Origin of the sequence: Pseudomonas sp. WS 5059 (assembly GCF_012985525.1) — a bacterium.
GTDB lineage: Bacteria > Pseudomonadota > Gammaproteobacteria > Pseudomonadales > Pseudomonadaceae > Aquipseudomonas.
In genome coordinates, this window is the sequence record NZ_JAAQWO010000002.1 from 865,839 (window position 1) to 885,765 (window position 19,927).

A 19,927-nucleotide genomic window follows, 5' to 3' on the forward strand; every position below is an offset into this window, starting at 1 on the left:
GGGGGTATCTGATTTTCCGAAGATACCCTATCTGATAATAGATCTTCCCAAGGGGTTAAGGGCCAGCCTATTTTCCTTGGCACGAACCCTTGCGGAGCAGCCCCGATGCAGACAGTGGATTTCAACTCGGACATGGGCGAAAGCTTTGGCCCCTGGACCATTGGCGACGGTGTGGACAATGAGCTGATGGCGTTTATCAGCTCCGCCAACGTCGCCACCGGCTTTCATGCCGGCGACCCCGGCACCATGCGCCGCACCATCGAGCGCGCCAAGCAGTTGGGCGTGGCTATTGGCGCGCACCCGGGCTTTCGCGACCTGGTGGGGTTCGGCCGCCGTCACATCAACGCCCCGGCCCAGGAACTGGTGGACGACATGCTCTACCAATTGGGCGCCCTGCGCGAATTGGCGCGGGTGCAGGGCGTGACCTTGCAGCACATCAAGCCCCATGGCGCGCTGTACATGCACCTGGCCCGGGACGAAGAAGCGGCCCGCCTGCTGGTGGAAAACCTGCAACGCCTGGAGCCTGAACTGCTGCTGTATTGCATGCCCGGCTCGGTGATCTGGCGCATTGCCAAGGAACTGGGGCAGCCGGTAGTACGCGAGTTTTATGCCGACCGTGAGTACGATCTGTCCGGCTCCATCGTGTTTACCCGCAACGTGCGCGCCCTGGACCCGGCGACAGTGGCGGCCCGTGTGCTGCGGGCCTGCCAGACGGGGCTGGTGCGCACCGTCGAGGGCGAAGACCTGTTTATCGAATTCGATTCCATCTGCCTGCACAGCGATACGCCGGGCGCCCTGGACCTGGTGGAGGCGACCCGCAGGGCCCTGGACCAGGCGGGGATCGTGGTGCGCACACCCGTCTGAACCGCAGCCCCTGCATGATTTTTGCCTGCCTTTCTACAATGATTCCAAGAGGAACAGACATGGCTGAAACATCCCCGATTCGCTACAGCTTTGGCGCCGATGAGCATTTGTTCGCCGAGGTCAGCGAAAGCATGTCCCTGGAGGCGTTCTTCAAGGGCATGGCCGTCACCCGTGCGGTGCAGCGCCTGGAGCTGCCCGGCGTGCTGGATATCTGCCTGGCCAACGCCTCGTTCCAGATCCGCTTCGACCCGGACCTGATCGCCCCCCAGGTGCTGCTCGACGCGGTGCAAAGCGCCGAGGCCCAGGCCGTGGCCGAGCGCACCTTGCACACGCGGATCATCGAGATTCCGGTGCTGTACAACGACCCCTGGACCCATGAAACCCTGATGCGTTTTCGTGACCGACACCAGGACCCGACGGGCACTGACCTTGAGTACGCTGCGCGGATCAATGGCCTGGCGGATGTCGAGGCGTTTATCGCAGCCCACAGTGGCGCGCCGTGGTTTGTGTCGATGGTCGGCTTTGTGGCGGGCCTGCCGTTCATGTTCCAGATGGTCGAGCGCGAACGCCAGTTGCAGGTGCCCAAATACCTGCGCCCACGCACCGACACGCCGAAGCTGACCCTGGGCCATGGCGGCTGTTTCGGCTGTATCTACTCAGTGCGCGGCGCGGGGGGTTACCAGATGTTTGGCGTGACCCCGGCGCCGATCTACGACCCGGCCCAGCAGTTGGCCTATCTCAAGGAACACATGGTGTTCTTCCGCCCCGGCGATATCGTGCAATTCAAGCCCATCGACCGGGATGCCTACGACCTGGCGGTGGCCGAGGTGGAGGCCGGGCGTTTCGATTTGCGCATTCGCCCGGTGGAATTTTCCCTGGACGCTTTTTTTGCCGACCCGGTCGGCTACCCGAAAACCCTGCAGGAGGCGCTCGTATGATCAAGGTGCTCAAGCCCGGCCTGGCTACCTCCGTGCAGGACCTGGGGCGTGAAGGGTATTACCACTTGGGGATCCCGCCGTCCGGCGCCCTGGATCAGTACGCCTTGAGTGCGGCCAACCATCTGGTGGGCAATCCGGCGGGGGCGGCGGGGTTGGAATGCACACTGATTGGCCCGCAGCTGGAGTTCCAACAGGACGCCCTGGTGGCACTCAGTGGCGCGCTGATGTCTGCGCGCCTGGACGGTGAAGTGGTGCACCAGGACACGGCGTTCCAGGTGCGCGCCGGGCAGGTGCTGCGCTTTGAGTTTCCCGTGGCCGGGGCGCGCACCTACCTGGCGGTGGCCGGGGGGATCGACGTGCCGCTGGTGTTGGGCAGCCGCTCCACTTACACCCTCGGTGCGCTGGGCGGTTTCCACGGGCGGCGCTTGCAGGAGGGCGATCTGTTGCCTATCGGCCAGACCTGCGGCCAAGGCCGTGCCGGCAATAGCTTGCCGATGGCCTTGCGCCGCTCGGTGGGCGGCGATGTGACATTACGCGTGGTGCCGGGCTTGTACTACGAGCGCCTGACGCCCGCAGCCAAAAGCAGCTTTTTCGCCGAGCCCTGGACCGTGGGTTCCGAGGCCGACCGGATCGGCTACCGCTTCAAGGGCGGCAGTGCCTTGAGCTTCCAGCCACGGGAGCAGCCATTTGGCGCGGGCTCCGATCCGTCGAACATCGTCGACAGTTGCTACCCCATCGGCTCGATCCAGGTCCCGGCTGGCCTGGAGCCGATCGTGCTGCACCGCGACGCGGTATCAGGCGGCGGCTACGCGATGATCGGCACGGTGATCAGCGCCGACCTGGACCTGATCGGGCAGATGCAGCCCAACCAGCGAGCGGGGTTTGTCGCGGTGACGCTGGAGGAGGCGCTGGAGGCGCGGCGGGTGTACAAGAAGCGGCTCAAGGCGATGGCCGGCTTATTCGCAGGCTAAGCCATCACACAAAAAAATGTGGGAGCGGGCTTGCCCGCGATAGCGGTGTGTCAGTCAAGTATTTCTAACCTGATCCACTGCCATCGCGGGCAAGCCCGCTCCCACATTTTGCTGTGTGGTGATTCAGAAGGCACGGTGATCAGCGCCGACCTGGACCTGATCGGGCAGATGCAGCCCAACCAGCGAGCGGGGTTTGTCGCGGTGACGCTGGAGGAGGCGCTGGAGGCGCGGCGGGTGTACAAGAAGCGGCTCAAAGCGATGGCTGGCTTATTCGCGGGCTAAGCCATCACACAAAAAAATGTGGGAGCGGGCTTGCCCGCGATAGCGGTGTATCAGTCAAGTATTTCTAACCTGATCCACTGCCATCGCGGGCAAGCCCGCTCCCACATTTTGCTGTGTGGTGATTCAGAAGATTTGGGTAAACAGCCAATACAGACTGCCCGACAGTACAATCGCCGCCGGCAACGTCAGCACCCAGGCCATCAGCAAATTGCGGATGGTCTTCATCTGCAAGCCGCCGCCATTGGCCACCATGGTCCCGGCCACACCCGAGGACAGCACATGGGTGGTGGATACCGGCAAGCCAAACATATCGGCAGCGCCAATCGTCAGCATGGCCACGGTTTCGGCCGAGGCGCCCTGGGCGTAAGTCAGGTGGGTCTTGCCGATTTTCTCGCCGACGGTCACCACGATGCGCTTCCAGCCGACCATGGTGCCCAGGCCCAGGGCGATGGCCACGGCGATCTTCACCCACAGCGGGATAAAGCGTGTGGCGTTGTCGATCTGTTGCTTGAACAGTTGCAGCTTGCCCTGGGTGTCGGCATCGAAATGACCGACCTTGCCCTTGTCCATCAGGCGAATGGTTTCGCTGGTCAGGTACATGTCGTTACGCACGTTGCCCATCGCCTCGGCCGGTACCTTGGCCAGGGAGCCGTAGCCTTTGACTTGCTCACCGATATGCCCGGTCAGGGCGGCGAGGGCGGGGATCAGCTCGGGCGTGACGTCCTTGGTGCGCACATAGGTCGACAGAATCGGCCGTGGATCGGCTGGCGCCGCTTGTGGTGCGCTCTTGACCAGCGCTTGCTGGGTGACTTCTGCCACAGCGGCAAATTGCAGGGATTGATCGGCCGGCATGGTGCGGTTCAAGGCGTAGGCCATGGGCAACGTGCCCACCAGGATCAGCATGATCAGGCCCATGCCTTTTTGGCCATCGTTGGAACCGTGGGCGAAGGACACGCCGGTGCAGGTCACGATGAGCATGCCGCGAATCCACCACGGCGGCGGGGTGTTGCCCTTGGGCGCCTTGTACAGCGCGCGGTTTTTCACAAAGGCCCTCAGTGCCAGCAACAGCAGGGCGGCAAAGCCGAAGCCGATCAGCGGTGACAGCAGCAGCGCATAGCCGATCTTGATCGCCTGGGCCCAATCCACGCCGCTGGTGCCGTCGCGGCCATGCATCAGGGCATTGGCCACGCCCACGCCGATGATCGACCCGATCAGCGTATGGGAAGACGACGCCGGCAGGCCCAGCCACCAGGTGCCGAGGTTCCACAGGATCGCGGCGATCAGCAGGGCAAAGATCATCGCAAAACCGGCGGAAGAACCGACCTGCAAAATCAACTCCACCGGCAGCAGGGCAATGATGGCAAAGGCCACCGCGCCACTGGATAGCAGCACCCCGAGGAAATTGAAGAATCCCGACCAGACCACGGCGAATTGCGGCGGCAGCGAGTTGGTGTAGATCACGGTCGCCACGGCGTTGGCGGTGTCATGGAAACCGTTGACGAATTCGAACCCCAGGGCAATCAACAAGGCCACGCCCAGCAGCAGGAATGGGGTCCAGGTGGTGACCACCGTGCCCAGTTCGTGCATGTCGTGCATCAGGCTGTAGGCGGTGAACAACAGGCCCATGGCGAGCACGGCGAAGAACATGATCACCGTGAACAGGCCGGGTTTCTTGTCCAATTGCGGTTTTGCGTCAGTGGCGCCAGCCTGGGGCGAGGAAGTCAGGGAAGGGGTGGCCATGCCGGAGCATCCAGTGTGGGGAGGATGTTTCCCATGATCGTTGCAGAATGTTACAGAGATGCTGCGTCAAGTCAGTGTTTGGTGGATTGAGATAACCGCCGGTCCACAAATTCTGGGTAGGCGCCGGTTCAGTAATCCTGGCGCTTGCGAAATGCCCATCTGCCGGCAATCAAGGTGAACGTCGCCACCAACGCCACCAGGATCCAGAACCCCTCGGGGTCCTGGGATAGCGGCACACCCCCGACGTTCATGCCAAAAAAACCGGCAATGATATTGATCGGCAGCGCCAGTACCGTCACCACCGTCAAGGTGAACAGCGTGCGGTTGCTTTGTTCGTTGAGGTTGGCGGCGATTTCTTCTTGCAACAACTTGATCCGTTCGCCCAGGGCCGTGAGGTCGTTGATGATCAGGGCGAACTCTTCGGTGGATTTGCGCAGCTCCTTCACGTCCTCCTTTTGCAGCCACTGCGGCGGGCGGTTGAGCAGGCGCAGCAGCGAGCCCGGCTCCAGGGCCAGCAGGCGTTGCAGGCGCACCAGCACCCGGCGCATGGCCCCCAGTTCGGCGCGGTTGGTGGACAGGCGCGAGGACAGCAATTGGTCTTCGATCTGGTCGACGCTGAGGCTGGTCTTGCGCACGATCTGCGTCAGCACCTCGCCTTGGTCACGCAGCAGATGCACCAGCAACTCCAGGGGCGAGCGGAAGTGTTCACCGGCCTTTACCGATGAGCGCAGCTTGTCCACCGAGTGCAGCGGTTGCAGGCGCGCACTGATCAGCAGGCGGCTGCGAGCGCAGACCCACAAGGTGGAAATGTCCGATGACATCATGCTGCTGAAGTTGAACACCACGTCGTTGACCACCGCCAGCAAGGCCGAGTCCACATGTTCGATACGGGTGGAGCGCGAGCCCTCGTGCAAGGCCTCGAAGAACTCCGGCGGCAACTCCAGGTGCGCCTGCATCCAGCGCTGGCAGGCGGCGTGGGCCAGGTTCAGGTGCAGCCACAGGAATTCATCGGGGTCGGCCGGGGCGTGCAAGGCCTTGAGCACGGTTGCCGAGTCGATCTGCTCGGCTTTCTCGCCGGGCCGAAAGCGGAAACCGTAAAGCAGGCCAAACAGGTCGGAGTCCTGGTGGCCGTGGTCGATGCTGTGGTTCATGGGGGCTCGCAGAGGCAGGCGATGGGCGCGCGTTGCGCAATCATTGCAAGGGGATTTGACAGTTTTGTGTCAGCTACGGGGCACTCCCGCCCGACCGCTCATCCACTGCGCTCAAGAAGCGTCTGGCCCGGCCGATTCAAGGCGCAAGCATGCCATTGGATTGGCTGTGCGTTGGTTGACAGGGATGTTGCGGTGCAGGTCCCCATTTCCCTGTTTCGAGGCTTTTCCCCGATGAGTTTTTTGCGAAAGTCCTTGAGAGCACAGATCCTGTCGTTGCTCGGTGGCAGCTTGTTGGCAATGCTGTTGATTGCCTTGGCGTGTTTTCATTTTCTCTCCAGCGGTGTGCAGAGTTATCGCAGTTTGCTGGAGGGGCCGTTGCAGACCTCACAGCTGATCGATGAGGCCAACGTGCAATTCAAGGTCCAGGTCCAGGAATGGAAAAACGTCCTGCTGCGTGGCAAACAGCCCCAGGACATGGACAAGTACTGGGGGCAATTCCAGGATCGGCAACGGGAAGTGCAGGGCATCCTCGCGCGCCTGGTGGCCAACACCGAGGGCGATCCAGGCTTGAGCCGTCGCCTGGACACCTTGCGCCAGGAGCACCAGTTGCTGGGCGTGGCTTACCAGAAGGGGCGTGATGCGTACGTGGCCGCCGGTGCCGATGCGGCGGCCGGGGACAACGCGGTCAAGGGCGTGGACCGCGCGGTGAGCGAACAGATGAGCGCGCTGGTCACGCAACTGCATGAGCAGGGCAAGTTGCAGTCGGTGGCAATCAGCGCCTATGCCGAACGTACCGTGATGCTGGGCTTGGCGGTGATGGTGCTGTCTGGGGTGCTGATCGGTCTGTTCAGCCTGTGGTTGATCAACCGCAACCTGATTTTGCCGATCCGGGGCCTGATCGACTATGTGGCCCAATTGAGCCATGGCCGGTTTGCCGAGCGCGTTGCCAGCCAGCGCCAGGATGAGCTGGGCCATTTGGCCCAGGCCGCCAACACGTTGCGCGATTTTCTCGCCGAAACCTTCGGCAGCCTGCAGCGCAGTGCCAAGGACCTGGTGAGCGCCAGTGGCGAGCTGAATTCGATTGCCGGGCAGATGGCGACGGGCACCCAGGACCAGTTCAGCCGGACCGACCAGGTGGCGACGGCGATGACCGAAATGTCCGCCACCGCCCAGGAAGTCGCGCGCCACGCTGCCAGTGCCTCGCGAGCGGCGGACGAGGCCGATCACTCGGCCCGTGAAGGCGGCCAGGTGATGCAAGTGACCATTGCCACCATCGGCCAGATGCGCAACGAGATCCTCAACACCGGTGGCATCATCCGCCGCCTGGAAGCCGACAGCGTGCGCATCGGCACGGTGCTGGAAGTGATTCGCGGCATCGCCGAACAAACCAACCTGCTGGCCCTCAATGCGGCAATCGAGGCGGCACGAGCGGGCGAAGCCGGGCGTGGCTTTGCGGTGGTGGCCGATGAAGTGCGTAGCCTGGCGCAACGCACGGCGGCGTCGATCATCGAGATCAACCAGATTATCCAGGCGGTGCAGACGGGGGCGGTGGACGCCGCCGAGGCGATCATCAGTGGCCAGTCATGCAGTGACGAGAGTGTCGAAAAGGTCACCCAGGCCGGGGCGATGCTCAGTCATATCACCCAGGCGGTGGAGGCGATCCGCGACATGAACCGGCAGATCGCCACGGCGGCCGAGGAGCAAACCTCGGTGGCCGAGGATATCTCGCGCAACATCACGCAAATCACCACGGTGGCCACCGCCAACCTGGACAACGTGCAGCGCACCGAAGCGGCCAGTCATAACCTGCGGGGCTTGTCGGCCGAGCTCAATGAAGTGACCGCGCGCCTGAGTGCCTGACCAGACACAACTGCGCCGCCCGAAGGCGGCGCGTTGTGTGGCTGGGGCAACTTAAGTGTCTTGTTTGTTTTCCAGCACTTCGCCGGTCTTGGCGTCGAGCTTCACATCCCACTTCTTGCCAGTGGTGTCGGTCAGGTCAACTTCGTAGACCAGGCGCCCGGCTTCGTTATCCAGCTCAGTGTCGTTGATGGTGGCGCCGGCATGTTTGGCCAGGGCGGCGGCATTCAGCTGTTCAAATGGCTTCACGGCGCCCGATTGCAGCAGGCTTGGAATCTGGTCCGGGCGAACATCGGCCTGGGCCAGGCCGGCGGTCAGGGTCAGGGCGGCAGCGGCGAACAGAGCGGTCAGGTTTTTCATGATGGAGTCCTTTGGGGTGAGCTGTTTAAGTGGGATCAGATTACCTCGCGCAACTTAATTCACCCTTAATTGTGTAGGACGTTTGCGTTGTTTGTTCAATCGCCCCGTGCCGGGAGATTTCATGCTGGTGTCTCACCCACGGGAGACACTTATGAAACAGATATTGGCTTGGCTATACGCCCCCTTGTTCTGGGCAGGGTTTATTGGCGCGGGGCTCTGGTTGGTCACCCTAGGCGCCTCGCAGTGGCTGCTGGCGGTGTTTGCGCTGGCCATCGGCGTGTCGTTTATCGCCGAACTGTGCTTGCCCTACGAGCCCCAGTGGAACCGCAGCCTGGGCGACCGACGCCGGGATGTCCTCCACGCGCTGGTCAATGAAAGCCTGAACGCCCTGGGCTTGCTGGCATTGCCGCTGCTCACGGCATGGCTGGTCATCGAGGGCGCCTGGCCGCGCGCCTGGCCGCTGTGGGCGCAATTGCTGTTGGCGATCATCATTGCCGACGCGGGCATCACCCTGATGCATTACGCCAGCCACCGCATCGCCGCACTCTGGCGTTTGCATGCGGTGCATCACAGCGTGCAGCGGCTCTATGGGTTCAATGGCTTGATGAAGCATCCCTTGCACCAGATGCTCGAGGCCGCGGCGGGTTTGCTGCCGCTGATCCTGCTGGGCATTCCAGTGGAGGTGGCGATGCTGCTGGCGTTGGCCATTGCGATCCAGTTGCTGCTACAGCATTCCAATGTCGATATGCGCCTGGGGCCGCTGCGCTGGGTGTTTGCCTGGGCGCCGGTGCATCGCTTTCACCATATGAAATACGGGCGCGCGGGGGATGTGAATTTCGGTTTGTTTTTCAACCTGTGGGACTGGCTGCTGGGGACTGCGTTTTACACCGAGGATTATCGAATGGGCGAGGGCGACCTGGGGATTGGCAGCCGGCCGGACTATCCGCTGGATTACGTCGAGCAGTTGCGTGAGCCCTTCAGCCCCGCGCGATTGAGCAAGGAACCCCCGGTACCCACCGCACTACGGTAGGAGGTGTACTTGAAGATGGCGCAATGAGGCCCCGGCGGTCACGCCAAACAGCTGCTTCATGGTCCGCGAGAAGTGCGCCGAGTCGGCAAACCCAGCGCCGTGGGCCGCTTGGGTCAGGGTGTCGCCGTTCAGGGCCAGGTCCAGTGCCAGGCGCAGGCGGCGCCACATCACCAGGCGCCGTACCGGCACGCCGAGCTGGCTGACGAACAGGCGCTCCAACTGGCTCAACGACAGGTGCGCCGCCTGTGCCAATGATTGCGCCGAGACCTTGCCGCTCAACTGTTGATCGAGGGTGTGCAGGGCGCGTTGCACGCGCTCATCGTCTGCCTGGCGACGTGGCAGCTGGCGCAATGTCTGCGCAAGGCGCTCATGGGAAAAATCGGCGGTATCCAGGGCGTGTTGCAACGACTCGCGATCAAATGCACCGGGCTCCACATAGGCCATCAACACCGTGCCAGGGGCATGGACGATGGCATGGGGCTGGCGAGAGGGGATGAACAGGCGATACGCCGTTTGCAGCTGCCCATCAAGGCTGACCGTGATGGGGCTATGCGCGCACAGGATAAATTGATGGGCATAATGGGCGTGGGGCGCCGTGCGCCCCGTCTCACCGAGGATCAGGCCGTAATCCGGCCCCAGCCACAGTTGGCCTGACCACTCGCTCACTCAGTAACCGTTGTCCTGCAGCAGGTCCTGCACGCTCGACGACGGCCAGCGCTTGTAGAACTTCAGCAGTTCGGCGGCGCGGTTGGTGAAGATGCCATCGACCCCGGCGCTCATGACCTTCTCGAAATCCACCGGCTCGTCGACGGTATAGACGTGCACCAGCAGGCCCTTGTCGTGGGTCAGTTGGTTCATCTCGGGCTTGACCAGGTCCGAATAGCTCTGGTCGCCCAGGGCCGTCAGTTGTGCAGACGGGCCAGTGCCAATCGCACCGAGGCTCTTGGCTTCATCGACCCACTTCTCGAACTCGGCAGCGTCCTTGGGTTCCTGCTTGGCATAGTAGGCCGCCTTGGTTGGCTCGCCGGACTCGGCGAAGGTCACTTTGGACTTGGGCTCGATGCTGCCTTCACCCACCCACAGCAGCAGGATTTTCGGGGTGTTGGGCATTTCTTTCTGCAGTTCCTTGAGGCTGGCCGTCTCGAAGGTTTGCAGCACTACGCGGCCCTTGCCCTGGCCGACGCCGGTGTTGCTCTTGCCCAGCTTGGAACCCACGGAGCTCAGCCAGCCCTTATCCAACAGTTTGTCCTTCAGATCGGCTTCGATCCCCGGAAACTGCTTGGGCTCCTTGGTTTCGATGTACAGGCCGGGTTTGTGCTGGGGGTTGCCTTCGGCGATCTTGATGATTTCGTCCAGGCTGAGGATTTTCAACCCGACGAAGCCCGGGCGCGCACGCTCCGGGTAGGCGGCGTTGAACCAACTGCCGGCATCCAGGGTTTGCAGCTCTTTCCAGGTGAATTCGTTGGCCGGGCTGTCCTTGCGCTCCGGGAACTTGGTGGCCACGTCGGTGGTGCGTTGCAGGTTGTTGTCGTGCAGGGCAAACAGCACGCCATCCTTGCTGCGTTGCAGATCCAGTTCCAGGTAGTCGGCACCCAGGTCGCGCGCGACCTTGTAGGCGGCAGCGGTAGACTCCGGCGCATCGAAGGACGCGCCCCGGTGGGCGATCACGGCTGGGTGGGGGATGCCGTCCTTGGTCGCCAGTTCAACCGGGCTGATGGGGCTTGCAGCCTGTGCGTGGCCAAGGCCCATCATCAGAGCGAGCAGCAGGGCACTCTTGGTAAACGTAGCAGGCATGTGCGAGGTCCTTTCGTGGAGGTAGCTTCAAGAAGGGTTCCTTTTTAACAATTGCATGCAAATCGCGCTATCACCAAACCGACATTAACGTGCGCATGCGCTATTTTTTCTGCGCTTTTGTGCCGTGCTATGCAGTATTCTTAGCCCGAGTTTCCCCGCCAGAGGGAACCCCATTGCCTTATTTCGCCGCCTCGCGTGTAAACCATCGTTCACTTCCCCTGTGGGATTTTTCAGTGAGGTTTAGCATGCGCATCACATCGGAACTCATCTGCCAGGCCGCCGACCAACTCAACGGCTTTGTCGGCCTGAACCGCAAGACCGGCCAGTACATCGTACGTTTCAGCGAAGACTCGTTCGGCATGGACGTCGCCGACGACGGCATCATCCCCACCAGCGAGTTCGTCTGGCAGCCGGCGGCCGACCAGGCCATGACCCTGTCCCGCGAGCACATCCAACTGCTGCTGGACCAGAACATCGATGATCGCATCAACATCACCGAGCCGTTGCGCGTGTATATGCGCCGGGTCGAGATCCCGCAGATCAGCGCGGTGCGCAGCCTGGTGGGTTGATCACCATCACGCAAATCCCGTAGGCGTTGGGGCCGGCGCTCACGGGTTACGACACCGCCTTGTGGTTGCTGACGCGCCCGGACTGTCGGGCGCTGCGTTCAGTGGTGACGTTGTTCGACGAGCTGGGCCGGCACCTGAGCCACCCCTGGTAAGCGCCTACAACCCCACCCGCTCATTGGCAAACATACTCACCGCCCGCACGGCATCGCTGGCGCCTTCGCGAATCTGCAGGATCACTGTGCCGGCCTGGTTGGCCAGGCCCACGCCCTGGGCTGCGCGGTCGCGGGTGTTGTCCATGCTGTCGATGGCCTGGCGGGTCTCGCTCTGGATCATCTCGATCATGCTCGAGATCTCCGCCGTGGAGCCGCTGGTGCGTGCGGCCAATTGCCGGACTTCGTCGGCGACCACCGCAAATCCGCGGCCCTGGTCACCCGCGCGGGCGGCCTCAATGGCTGCATTCAAGGCCAGTAAGTTGGTCTGGTCGGCAATCGCGCGAATGGTGTTGACGATGGCGGTGATCTGCTGCGAGCGCTCGCCCAACTTGGCGATCAGTCTGGATGAGCTTTCAATGTCGGCGGCAATGTCATGGATGCCGCTGGCGGTCTGCTGAATCACCTCGGCGCCTTTTTCGGCGATGTCCCGGGTCTGTAGGGAGATGTGATAGGCCTGGGTTGCGCTCTGGGCATCTGCGGCGTGTTTTTCCACCATCGCGGTGACGTCGGAGGCGAACTTCACAATCTTGCACAGGCGCCCGCTGGCGTCGTACACCGGGTTGTAGTTGGCTTCCAGCCACAGCGTCTGGCCGGAGCGGGTGATGCGCTCGAACTGGCCGCTGAACAACTCACCCTGGTTCAGCCGGCGCCAGAAGTCCGTGTATTCCTGGCTGTTGGCCAGCTCCGGCTTGCAGAACAGGCGATGATGCTTGCCCTGGATTTCTGCCAGGTTGTAGCCCAGGCGCTGGAGGAAGTTCTGGTTGGCGGTAAGGATGGTGCCGTCGAGGTTGAACTCGATCACGGCCATGGCCCGGTCAATCGCCTCGAGCTTGGCATTGGCTTCGCTTTCGGCCTGCATCCTGGCGCTTACGTCCAAGGCATATTTGATGATTTTCACCACTCGGCCGGCCTGGTCGCGTACCGGGTTGTAGCTGGCCTCCAGCCACACCGAATGACCGTCGGCGGCGACGCGCTCGAAGGTGCCCGATTGGAACTGGCCATTGCGCAGTTGCGTCCACAACTGGCTGTAGTCGGCGCTGCGGGCAAACGTCGGGGTGCAGAACAGGCGGTGGGACTGGCCGACGACTTGATCCTCGCGGTAGCCCATGGTCTTGAGGAAGTTGTCATTGGCGCGCAACACACTGCCTTGTAGATCGAACTCGATCACGGCCATGGAGCGTTCGATGGCATCGAGCAGGCCAGCTTGTTGGCTGACAGTTTCTTGTAGGGTGGTGATGGTTTTTTTGTGGGCGGTAAATAGCATGGTTGCGTGCTCAGTGATGCAACGTGCGTGGATGTATCCATGGGTGCGCTTTCGCGCCGTGTAGCCCCAGGCCCACGGCAGACGTGCTTATTGCCGGCTTCCGTTATACCGGCAGACAGTACAGCTGGGAGCTCTGAGTCATGGGCACCAAAGGAAGTTCTATTCAGGCAGAGCGGGCGACCAGTGATTCGGCAACCGTCACCCGGTTGCGCCCGGTGCCTTTGGCGGCGTACAGCGCCTGGTCTGCGGCATTGAGCCACATATGCGCCTGGGTGAATTGCACCTGGTAGGCCGCCAGGCCAATGCTCAGGCTGACCCGCAGTTCCGGAACCTGCGGGTCGCGGTAGCGGCTGAACATTTCCCGCAGGCGCTCCATCACATAACTGGCCTGCTCCAGCGGCACGTCCGGGAGAATCACGCAGAACTCGTCGCCACCGTAGCGGCCCGCCAGGTCATTTTCCCGCACGTTGCGCTGCAATTCCTTACTCAGTTGTCGCAGCACGCGGTCACCGACGATATGGCCATAGGCGTCATTGATCTGCTTGAAGTGGTCGATATCGATCAACGCAATGGTGGCCTGGGACTGTTGCTGCTGGCACTTGTGGAACTTCAGTTGCAGCAGGTCTTTCCAGGAACCGTGATTGAGCAGGCCGGTGAGGCTGTCGGTACGACTCAGGGCGCTCAGGGCACGTTTGTGTTCCGAGAGCTTGATGGCCAGGCGATAGCTGGCCATGCCGATGGCGACGGGGTAAAGGATCAACATCGGTAGGCACGAATACACCTGGATCAGGCCGACATTGGGGTTGAACGAGGGGCCGAATACCAGCCAGGCCAGCGCGACGCCCACCAGTTGTGCGAGCATGCCCTGGATCATCAACTGTTTGCCGCCCGCCGCGACGTTATGCATGGTCATCATCGCGAGGATGGTCACTGCGGTCAGCGGTGTGAATTGCGTGGCTGCGGCCCAGAACCCACCGGACAGTGAGTCATAGAGCAGGTTGCGGCGCTCAGCCTGGTAGGGAAATGCCGAATGGCTCGACAGTTGGTACGCCAGGTGCGGCCAGATAAATGCGTTGAACAGCCACAGCGCCCAGATCCATCCGGGCATGGCCAGCGGGTACAGGGCGGCCAGCACGCAAATGCTGCCAACGCCCAGCCCGATAATGCGCGGCCGATAAATGCGCCGGGCAAATGACAGCCCTTTGCCTCGAAGGTTTTCCATAGATCCCTGCGTCAGATTTTTCTTTTTTTAAGTGGCGAAGGCGTAGGTTATTCAAAGGCCATTTACGCCAGATGACAGGCGATTATTGTCAGTTATTTACGTGGGAATAATCAGTGTCCTTCCGGGCCATTTGCGTGGAGATCCAGAGGGATTACGGTAAAAACGACTTCTGAGCGTCGTATTGGCGACACAAGGGCTTATCGGGGAAGGGGAGCAATCTCGTAGCCGGCCAGGAACAGGTCCATTGCCGACTCGATCACGTTGGCCTGGGTGGCCAAGTCCAGGGTGGGCTGGCCGAGGGTGATTTGCGGCCAAAAGGCGAACGCCTTGAGCAGGCTTTGCACCTGATGGGCGGCAAAGCACGGGTCAACGGGTTTGAGACGCCCGTCTTCCTGGGCGGCACGCACCCACAAAGTAAACCCTTCTTCGCGCTCGCTCAGGCGATTGACGATGTCCTGGGCGCGTTCAGGAGAGTGGATGGTCGCAGCAATCGCTACCCGGGCCAGGTCGAGGAAGTTGGCGTCCGACATCATTTTCATCTTCGCTTCCAACAACACTCGCAACTGGTCGCGCAGGGGTTGTTGGCTGCTGTAGCTGACATCCAGTTGCGCAACGCTGCTGGCCCACAGTTTGTGCAGGATTTCGGTAAACAACTCCTCCTTGCTGGGGAAGTGGTTGTACACCGTGCGCTTGGAGACGCGGGCCGTGGCCGCAATCTTGTCCATGCTGGTGACCTCGAAACCGTTGTCGCGAAACTCGGCAATGGCTGCCGCCACAATGGCTTCGCGTTTACGGTCGGTGAGGCGTTGGGGTGCAGTCATGGGGCTATTCGGCTCTGGGAAGAAAATTACACTCGGTAGTTTACTTGGTACGGGTTTTGTTGCAATCTTGAAACTACACTGTGCAGTGTAGTTGTTGATCTGCATCAGCAGAACGTACCGGAGTCACTTTGTAATGGCCACGATCTCTAACCGTCTCGACACCCCCTCTGCCGCGCTCAAGCCATCCGAGCAGCAGCAAGGCCACTTCAACAATCATGCGCCGGTCAACCGTGCGGGCTTTGGCAAAACCCTGCAGATTTTCTGGAAGATGCTCTTTCACAAGCCCCGCAGTACGCGGCCCGTGGGGGAGATTCCGGTGCAGCGCCTGACGCGTGAACAATTGCAGAGTGCCCCGGACCACAGTGTCTACCGCCTGGGACATTCCACCGTCCTGCTGAAAATGCGTGGCAAGTTCTGGCTGACCGATCCGGTGTTCGCCCAGCGTGCCTCGCCTTTCAGTTGGGCCGGCCCCAAGCGCTTTCATCAGCCACCCATCAGCCTTGAAGAACTGCCGCCGATTGAGGCGGTGATCCTGTCGCACAACCATTACGACCACCTGGACCGCCAGGCGGTGGTGCAGTTGGCGGCCAAGACCCGCTATTTTCTAGCGCCGCTGGGCGTCGGCGACACCTTGATCAAATGGGGTGTAGCGCCCGACAAGGTGCGGCAACTGGATTGGTGGCAGGGCACCGAGGTGGACGGTATCCGTTTTGTCGCAACCCCGGCCCAGCACTTTTCCGGGCGTGGGCTGTTTGATGGCAACCAGACGCTGTGGGCCTCGTGGGTGATGATTGATGGCGCCCGGCGTATCTTTTTCAGTGGCGACACCGGCTACTTCGATGGCTTCAAGCGCATTGGCGAGCAATACGGGCCATTTGACCTGACGCTGATGGAAACGGGAGCTTACAACGTCGATTGGCCCCATGTGCACATGCAGCCCGAACAAACCTTGCAGGCCCATATCGACCTGAAGGGGCGCTGGTTGCTGCCGATCCACAATGGCACTTTTGATCTGGCATTCCATGCCTGGCATGAGCCGTTCGACCGCATCATGGCCCTGGCCTGGGAGCGCAATGTGTCGATTACCACGCCCGCCATGGGTCAGGCTTTCACGCTGGCGGCACCTGAGCGCGGGCATGCCTGGTGGCTGGACGTCGAGGCCCAGGTGACACAACCGCTGGCGAGTTGAAGGTGTTTGCAACGTTCTGTCTGTAAAAGGGCTTTTCAACGTATTTCTGCCATGAGAACCGACCGGAAAAGGATGGGATGATCTCGGGGAATTCATTTCCTGGGAGTGGGCCTTGATGGAGGACAAATGTAGGAAAATCCTGGCGCCAGGTGCTGCCTGTTCAGGGGGGCTACCTTTGCTGCTCAACATCCTTAACGCAGTGCCTTGTGCGCCGATAGCCCCCGCTGGGTCGACGGACAATGGGGCAACACCTCGGGGTGGCATTGAGTTCCAGCCTGCCGCAGCACCTGTTGTCCAGGGCCCCAGGTTCGATGTCCCGGGGCCGATGATGAAGACTGTGCGTGATCCGTCGTTATCGCTCATAGCCCTGAGCGGCGTCGACCCTGCGGGCCCGGTCATGGTGGCAGTCCCGCCAGTCATGGAAAACAATGCAGCGAAATCTGCTCCTGTCCTGGCCGATTGGCGTATCGGTTTTGCCGACCAATATCTGCGCAACGGTGTTCGTGAAACGGTGGAGCACTCCAGCGGATTTCTCCAAGCCTTGGAGGTGTTAAAGGATGCCGGTGCCGAAGTGGTGCCAGTGCAGGCGCAGTTACCGGATGCCGCTGCGTATTTCTCCCTGGCGTCCAGCAACCAGATCGATGAGCGGGTGAGCGAACATCGCCTCGACGCGCTGGTGTCCGATGGCCAAAGCCCAGCTTTTCACGGCTTCTGCAAAACCGGATACCCAGGCGTATGCCAACTATTCAACGACGATCTCAACGGCACCAAGGTCGTGCTCTGGTTCTATGGTGCCCGCTGGGCGCGGGACTCGCTGTCGGCCTTGGTACGGATCTATCAACAGGCGATGCAGGCACGCGCCGGCATGTACGCGAGGTGAACCCGCTGCGCGGTCAGCGGGCCTATGCGCCGTTGGGATGAGGCGTATTCGACGATGTCGAGCCCAGCAGCCGTGCGATAAGGCTACGGCGACCAGGTTCGGCATCAGCCTGTGGTGTTGGGGAGCGACGCCCGCTCATGCCCCACCCCGGCGCAAACCCCGGGAAAAACACCAGGCCTTCGTGCTCAAGGCGAAATGCCAGGGCGATGCGGATGGCGTCATCCACCTCTTGATGGCTTTCAAAGCGCTGGACAGCGTCCACCCCAACCCCGGCGTGCCGGGCCAGGTCTTCCCGGCTCCAGCCCAGCAGCGCGCGGGCCTGCACGCTGTGCCGTGGGGTGAACTGATGAAGGACGATTTGCTGATCTACGGTGGTGCTCACTGCCAGAGAGGACATGGGGGTTCTCCAGGAATCCAACGGGGGAGAACAAACTATACTGTGTTTTTGTACAGTTGTTTTGACCGTTCATCAACTCGATCATTTCCTGGATAGCTGGCCCGCGATTGGTGGACGCCTCAATTCATTTCTCCACCAGCCCCGGCGCCTCGCGGATCAGCAGGTGGTCAAGGTTCTGGATATCGGCGCTGAACACCCCGAATGTCTGCTCGGGGGTTTTCTTGCTCGGTACCTGTTTCAACTCCGGCGTCACCCCATAGAAGAAGCAATACAGCGGGCGTTCACTGTCTACAGCTGCCTTGATCTGCTCCAGGAACGCCTTGCGCTTGCGGTAGTTCTCGATCAGCTTTTTGTTCAGGTACACGTTGACGGAGTAGGGCTTCTTGTCGAGCCACACCTTTTTTTCGAAGTCGATGCGAAAGCTGCTGGTGTAGTCCTTGATCGCCTTGATCCGGCCCCAATAGATCAAGCCCTTGTTGTCTTGCAGGTATTCGATTTTCTTGAAAAACGCCCAATAGCTCGCGGTCTGCTCGCCGATCTTCAGCGGCATGCCCTTGAGCTTTTCCTTGTCGTCGATGTTGGACACGTAGCATTCGACCGGGTGGGCAAAGACGCTGGTCTTGTCTGGTGTGGTTTCGCTGGCACTGTGGGAAGTATTGGAGATTTCCGAAGGTGCTTTCGCCAGATCCTGTGGGAGAGTGTCTGTGGCGCCGCGGATGGCTGCCTTGCGTTCATACTGACGCCGAGTCAGCACAAATTCCGACGGAAAGTTCTCCTCGCGCCCATCCTCGGCTTCTCCTGGCACGGCTTTGTGACTGGCATAGCGGCAGCCGTCGATATGCCGGGTGCTGGGCAGGTTCTTGAAATGCGGGGTGCGCAGGTAATTGACGTTCTTTGCATTGAACGTACCCAGCACATTGCCCGTTGCAAACGCCGCACGGCAATCATCGTTGGGGCACAGGAAACTGTCCTTGTCGGAATCGAAGGCGGCGGTTTCGTCGAAGTTCAGGTCGCGCACGTCATAGATCGACAGCTTTTCGTCCAGGCTCAGGCAATAGGCTGTGTCGAATTTCATCGGGGCGGGTCCGTGGGAAGATTCGCTATTAATAGCGGGGTTGTGCGGGTAGCACAAATGTCCGCTATCAGGGCGCAGCCCTTTCAACGCTTCTGAAAGGGCAGGTTCCAAGCGGCTTACGGCTTCGACTTGCCTCGACGCTTGGCCGAGTGAAAATGCCGCCAATGCGCATCCTGCGCCGCCGCCAGCAACTCGCGATCCCCGCGCGTGTCGCCCCAGGCCCTGAGCCGATACTCACCCAGGTCGCCATACACAGCTTCAAGCCGCAGCACCTTGTTCTCACAACGGCAGTTGTTACCTGTGAGGCGCCCACTCAACACCCCATCGACCACCTCAAGCTCGGTCCCGATCAGCTTGATCCCCAGGCGATCGGCAAAAGGTTGCAACACGATTGCAGGCGAAGCCGAACACAATGTCACTTCGGCGCCGGAGCCGATCTCATCGGCCACCGACTGCAAACCGGCAGGGCGCATTAGCTTGTTCCAGTAGGTCTTGCAGTATTCCTCGGCTTTCTGTTGCACCCAGGCTTTCTCAACGCCGGTCATAAAGGTGCGAATCAACTGCGCCTTGAGCTCATCCCGGCTCATTCGGCGCAGCAGAAAGCGCAAGCCCGGCAGCGCCAGCTTGAGCATCCGGCGATTGAATTCCTGCTTGCCGAAAGCAAACTTGAGAAACGGTACAAAACTGTCGTGGCGGGTCAGGGTGCCGTCGAAGTCGAACACTGAAAGTACCTTGGCGCCCACTGGGCCGGCTTCTAGCATGTCTGGGTTCACGGGGTGGCCTCGGTCCTATCTACTATTTTTTTGGAATGCATAAGCTGTGACCGCAGGAGTCTACTCCGGTATCAATCTGCTGATTCTCGAGTAAAACCCCGCAGTGAAATCATCCCGGTCACTCGACCGGTGACAACGCTGATGGCAATTGGGGCATAAGGCTACAGCATTGGAGATGCGATCCGAACCCTTACGGGCCAGGTGCTTGAGGTGATGTACTTCAAGAAATGGCAAGCCGGCTCCCATAAAAAAAGCCCTGGGTACGACCCCAGGGCTTTTTTCACGTCGCAACTATGAGCCGATCAATCCCAGCTCAACGCCCCACCGGTCTGATACTCGATCACCCGGGTCTCAAAGAAGTTCTTCTCTTTCTTCAAGTCCATGATCTCGCTCATCCACGGGAATGGGTTGGTGGTGCCTGGGTATTCTTCCTTCAAGCCGATCTGCGACAGACGACGGTTGGCGATGAACTTGAGGTAGTCCTCCATCATCGCCGCGTTCATGCCCAACACGCCGCGCGGCATGGTGTCGCGCGCGT

20 protein-coding genes and 5 pseudogenes are annotated in these 19,927 nt (G+C 61.1%); 11 read left to right on the top strand and 14 right to left on the bottom strand.

The window, feature by feature from the left end:
• The first annotated feature begins 105 nt into the window (after positions 1 to 105).
• The 4 genes and pseudogenes from HBO12_RS08725 to HBO12_RS08740 all read left to right on the top strand — a co-directional run.
• Positions 106 to 864, top strand: a complete 759-nt coding sequence (locus HBO12_RS08725; RefSeq protein WP_169955318.1) for a 5-oxoprolinase subunit PxpA — start codon at positions 106 to 108, stop codon at positions 862 to 864.
• Between the two features lie 59 nt (positions 865 to 923).
• Positions 924 to 1,802 (top strand): 5-oxoprolinase subunit B family protein, encoded by an 879-nt coding sequence (locus tag HBO12_RS08730; protein ID WP_169955317.1) that lies wholly within the window; start codon positions 924 to 926, stop codon positions 1,800 to 1,802.
• Positions 1,799 to 2,773 carry a 5-oxoprolinase subunit C family protein gene (locus HBO12_RS08735; protein WP_170041938.1) on the top strand — a complete coding sequence of 325 codons (975 nt, stop codon included), beginning with the start codon at positions 1,799 to 1,801 and terminating at the stop codon, positions 2,771 to 2,773. Before HBO12_RS08730 ends, HBO12_RS08735 begins: the two co-directional genes overlap by 4 nt.
• A gap of 129 nt (positions 2,774 to 2,902) precedes the next feature.
• Positions 2,903 to 3,055, top strand: a pseudogene (locus HBO12_RS08740) (allophanate hydrolase); the annotation flags it as partial.
• Between the two features lie 123 nt (positions 3,056 to 3,178).
• Here the strand turns inward: HBO12_RS08740 and HBO12_RS08745 are convergent.
• Positions 3,179 to 4,795 (bottom strand): inorganic phosphate transporter, encoded by a 1,617-nt coding sequence (locus HBO12_RS08745; protein WP_170041939.1) that lies wholly within the window; start codon positions 4,793 to 4,795, stop codon positions 3,179 to 3,181.
• 128 nt (positions 4,796 to 4,923) lie between these two features.
• Positions 4,924 to 5,946 carry a transporter gene (locus HBO12_RS08750; protein WP_169955314.1) on the bottom strand — a complete coding sequence of 341 codons (1,023 nt, stop codon included), beginning with the start codon at positions 5,944 to 5,946 and terminating at the stop codon, positions 4,924 to 4,926.
• Between the two features lie 816 nt (positions 5,947 to 6,762).
• Between HBO12_RS08750 and HBO12_RS28730 the strand changes: the two are divergent.
• Positions 6,763 to 6,873, top strand: a pseudogene (locus HBO12_RS28730) (hypothetical protein); the annotation flags it as partial.
• 228 nt (positions 6,874 to 7,101) lie between these two features.
• Positions 7,102 to 7,806 carry a methyl-accepting chemotaxis protein gene (locus tag HBO12_RS28735; protein WP_463671608.1) on the top strand — a complete coding sequence of 235 codons (705 nt, stop codon included), beginning with the start codon at positions 7,102 to 7,104 and terminating at the stop codon, positions 7,804 to 7,806.
• A gap of 51 nt (positions 7,807 to 7,857) precedes the next feature.
• On the opposite strand, the gene HBO12_RS08760 is transcribed toward HBO12_RS28735, so the two are convergent.
• On the bottom strand, positions 7,858 to 8,163 hold the full coding sequence (locus HBO12_RS08760) for a PepSY domain-containing protein (protein ID WP_038442689.1): 306 nt from the start codon (positions 8,161 to 8,163) through the stop codon (positions 7,858 to 7,860).
• A 151-nt stretch (positions 8,164 to 8,314) separates the two neighbouring features.
• Between HBO12_RS08760 and HBO12_RS08765 the strand changes: the two genes are divergently transcribed.
• Positions 8,315 to 9,193, top strand: a complete 879-nt coding sequence (locus tag HBO12_RS08765) for a sterol desaturase family protein (RefSeq protein WP_170041941.1) — start codon at positions 8,315 to 8,317, stop codon at positions 9,191 to 9,193.
• Here the strand turns inward: HBO12_RS08765 and HBO12_RS08770 are convergent.
• Positions 9,185 to 9,859 (bottom strand): helix-turn-helix domain-containing protein, encoded by a 675-nt coding sequence (locus HBO12_RS08770; RefSeq protein WP_170041942.1) that lies wholly within the window; start codon positions 9,857 to 9,859, stop codon positions 9,185 to 9,187. The genes HBO12_RS08765 and HBO12_RS08770 overlap by 9 nt on opposite strands.
• Positions 9,860 to 10,987: a glycerophosphodiester phosphodiesterase gene (locus HBO12_RS08775; protein WP_169955310.1), complete on the bottom strand. Its 1,128-nt coding sequence runs from the start codon at positions 10,985 to 10,987 to the stop codon at positions 9,860 to 9,862.
• Between the two features lie 245 nt (positions 10,988 to 11,232).
• Between HBO12_RS08775 and HBO12_RS08780 the strand changes: the two genes are divergently transcribed.
• Positions 11,233 to 11,556, top strand: a complete 324-nt coding sequence (locus HBO12_RS08780; RefSeq protein ID WP_076962912.1) for a DUF2025 family protein — start codon at positions 11,233 to 11,235, stop codon at positions 11,554 to 11,556.
• A 38-nt stretch (positions 11,557 to 11,594) separates the two neighbouring features.
• Positions 11,595 to 11,708, top strand: a pseudogene (locus HBO12_RS08785) (LysR family transcriptional regulator); the annotation flags it as partial.
• 4 nt (positions 11,709 to 11,712) lie between these two features.
• Here HBO12_RS08785 and HBO12_RS28740 read toward each other — a convergent pair.
• The 4 genes and pseudogenes from HBO12_RS28740 to HBO12_RS08800 form a co-directional block, all read right to left on the bottom strand.
• A complete protein-coding gene (locus tag HBO12_RS28740) occupies positions 11,713 to 12,264 on the bottom strand; it encodes a methyl-accepting chemotaxis protein (RefSeq protein ID WP_262376952.1) in 552 nt (183 codons plus the stop codon).
• A 3-nt stretch (positions 12,265 to 12,267) separates the two neighbouring features.
• Positions 12,268 to 13,032, bottom strand: a pseudogene (locus tag HBO12_RS28745) (PAS domain-containing protein); the annotation flags it as partial.
• A gap of 163 nt (positions 13,033 to 13,195) precedes the next feature.
• The gene (locus tag HBO12_RS08795) at positions 13,196 to 14,254 is read right to left on the bottom strand and encodes a diguanylate cyclase (RefSeq protein ID WP_169955308.1); all 1,059 of its coding nucleotides are present in this window, start codon (positions 14,252 to 14,254) and stop codon (positions 13,196 to 13,198) included.
• A 197-nt stretch (positions 14,255 to 14,451) separates the two neighbouring features.
• Entirely contained in the window at positions 14,452 to 15,075 is a 624-nt protein-coding gene (locus tag HBO12_RS08800) for a TetR/AcrR family transcriptional regulator (RefSeq protein ID WP_169955307.1), read from the bottom strand.
• A 133-nt stretch (positions 15,076 to 15,208) separates the two neighbouring features.
• On the opposite strand from HBO12_RS08800, the gene HBO12_RS08805 reads away from it, so the two are divergent.
• Together HBO12_RS08805 and HBO12_RS08810 are read left to right on the top strand one after the other, a co-directional pair.
• Entirely contained in the window at positions 15,209 to 16,264 is a 1,056-nt protein-coding gene (locus HBO12_RS08805) for an MBL fold metallo-hydrolase (protein WP_170041944.1), read from the top strand.
• A 328-nt stretch (positions 16,265 to 16,592) separates the two neighbouring features.
• On the top strand, positions 16,593 to 17,144 hold the full coding sequence (locus tag HBO12_RS08810; RefSeq protein ID WP_463671604.1) for a hypothetical protein: 552 nt from the start codon (positions 16,593 to 16,595) through the stop codon (positions 17,142 to 17,144).
• 22 nt (positions 17,145 to 17,166) lie between these two features.
• Here HBO12_RS08810 and HBO12_RS08815 read toward each other — a convergent pair whose 3' ends face one another.
• From HBO12_RS08815 to HBO12_RS08835, 5 genes and pseudogenes are all read right to left on the bottom strand, one after another.
• A complete protein-coding gene (locus tag HBO12_RS08815) occupies positions 17,167 to 17,541 on the bottom strand; it encodes a helix-turn-helix domain-containing protein (RefSeq protein WP_170041945.1) in 375 nt (124 codons plus the stop codon).
• 124 nt (positions 17,542 to 17,665) lie between these two features.
• On the bottom strand, positions 17,666 to 18,616 hold the full coding sequence (locus HBO12_RS08820; RefSeq protein WP_170041946.1) for a hypothetical protein: 951 nt from the start codon (positions 18,614 to 18,616) through the stop codon (positions 17,666 to 17,668).
• Positions 18,617 to 18,732: 116 nt separating this feature from the next.
• On the bottom strand, positions 18,733 to 19,377 hold the full coding sequence (locus HBO12_RS08825) for an HAD-IB family hydrolase (RefSeq protein ID WP_169955303.1): 645 nt from the start codon (positions 19,375 to 19,377) through the stop codon (positions 18,733 to 18,735).
• Between the two features lie 72 nt (positions 19,378 to 19,449).
• A pseudogene (locus HBO12_RS08830) lies at positions 19,450 to 19,626 on the bottom strand (HNH endonuclease); the annotation flags it as partial.
• 65 nt (positions 19,627 to 19,691) lie between these two features.
• On the bottom strand, positions 19,692 to 19,927 hold a 236-nt coding region (locus HBO12_RS08835; RefSeq protein WP_010208297.1), incomplete at its 5' end, for a ribonucleotide-diphosphate reductase subunit beta.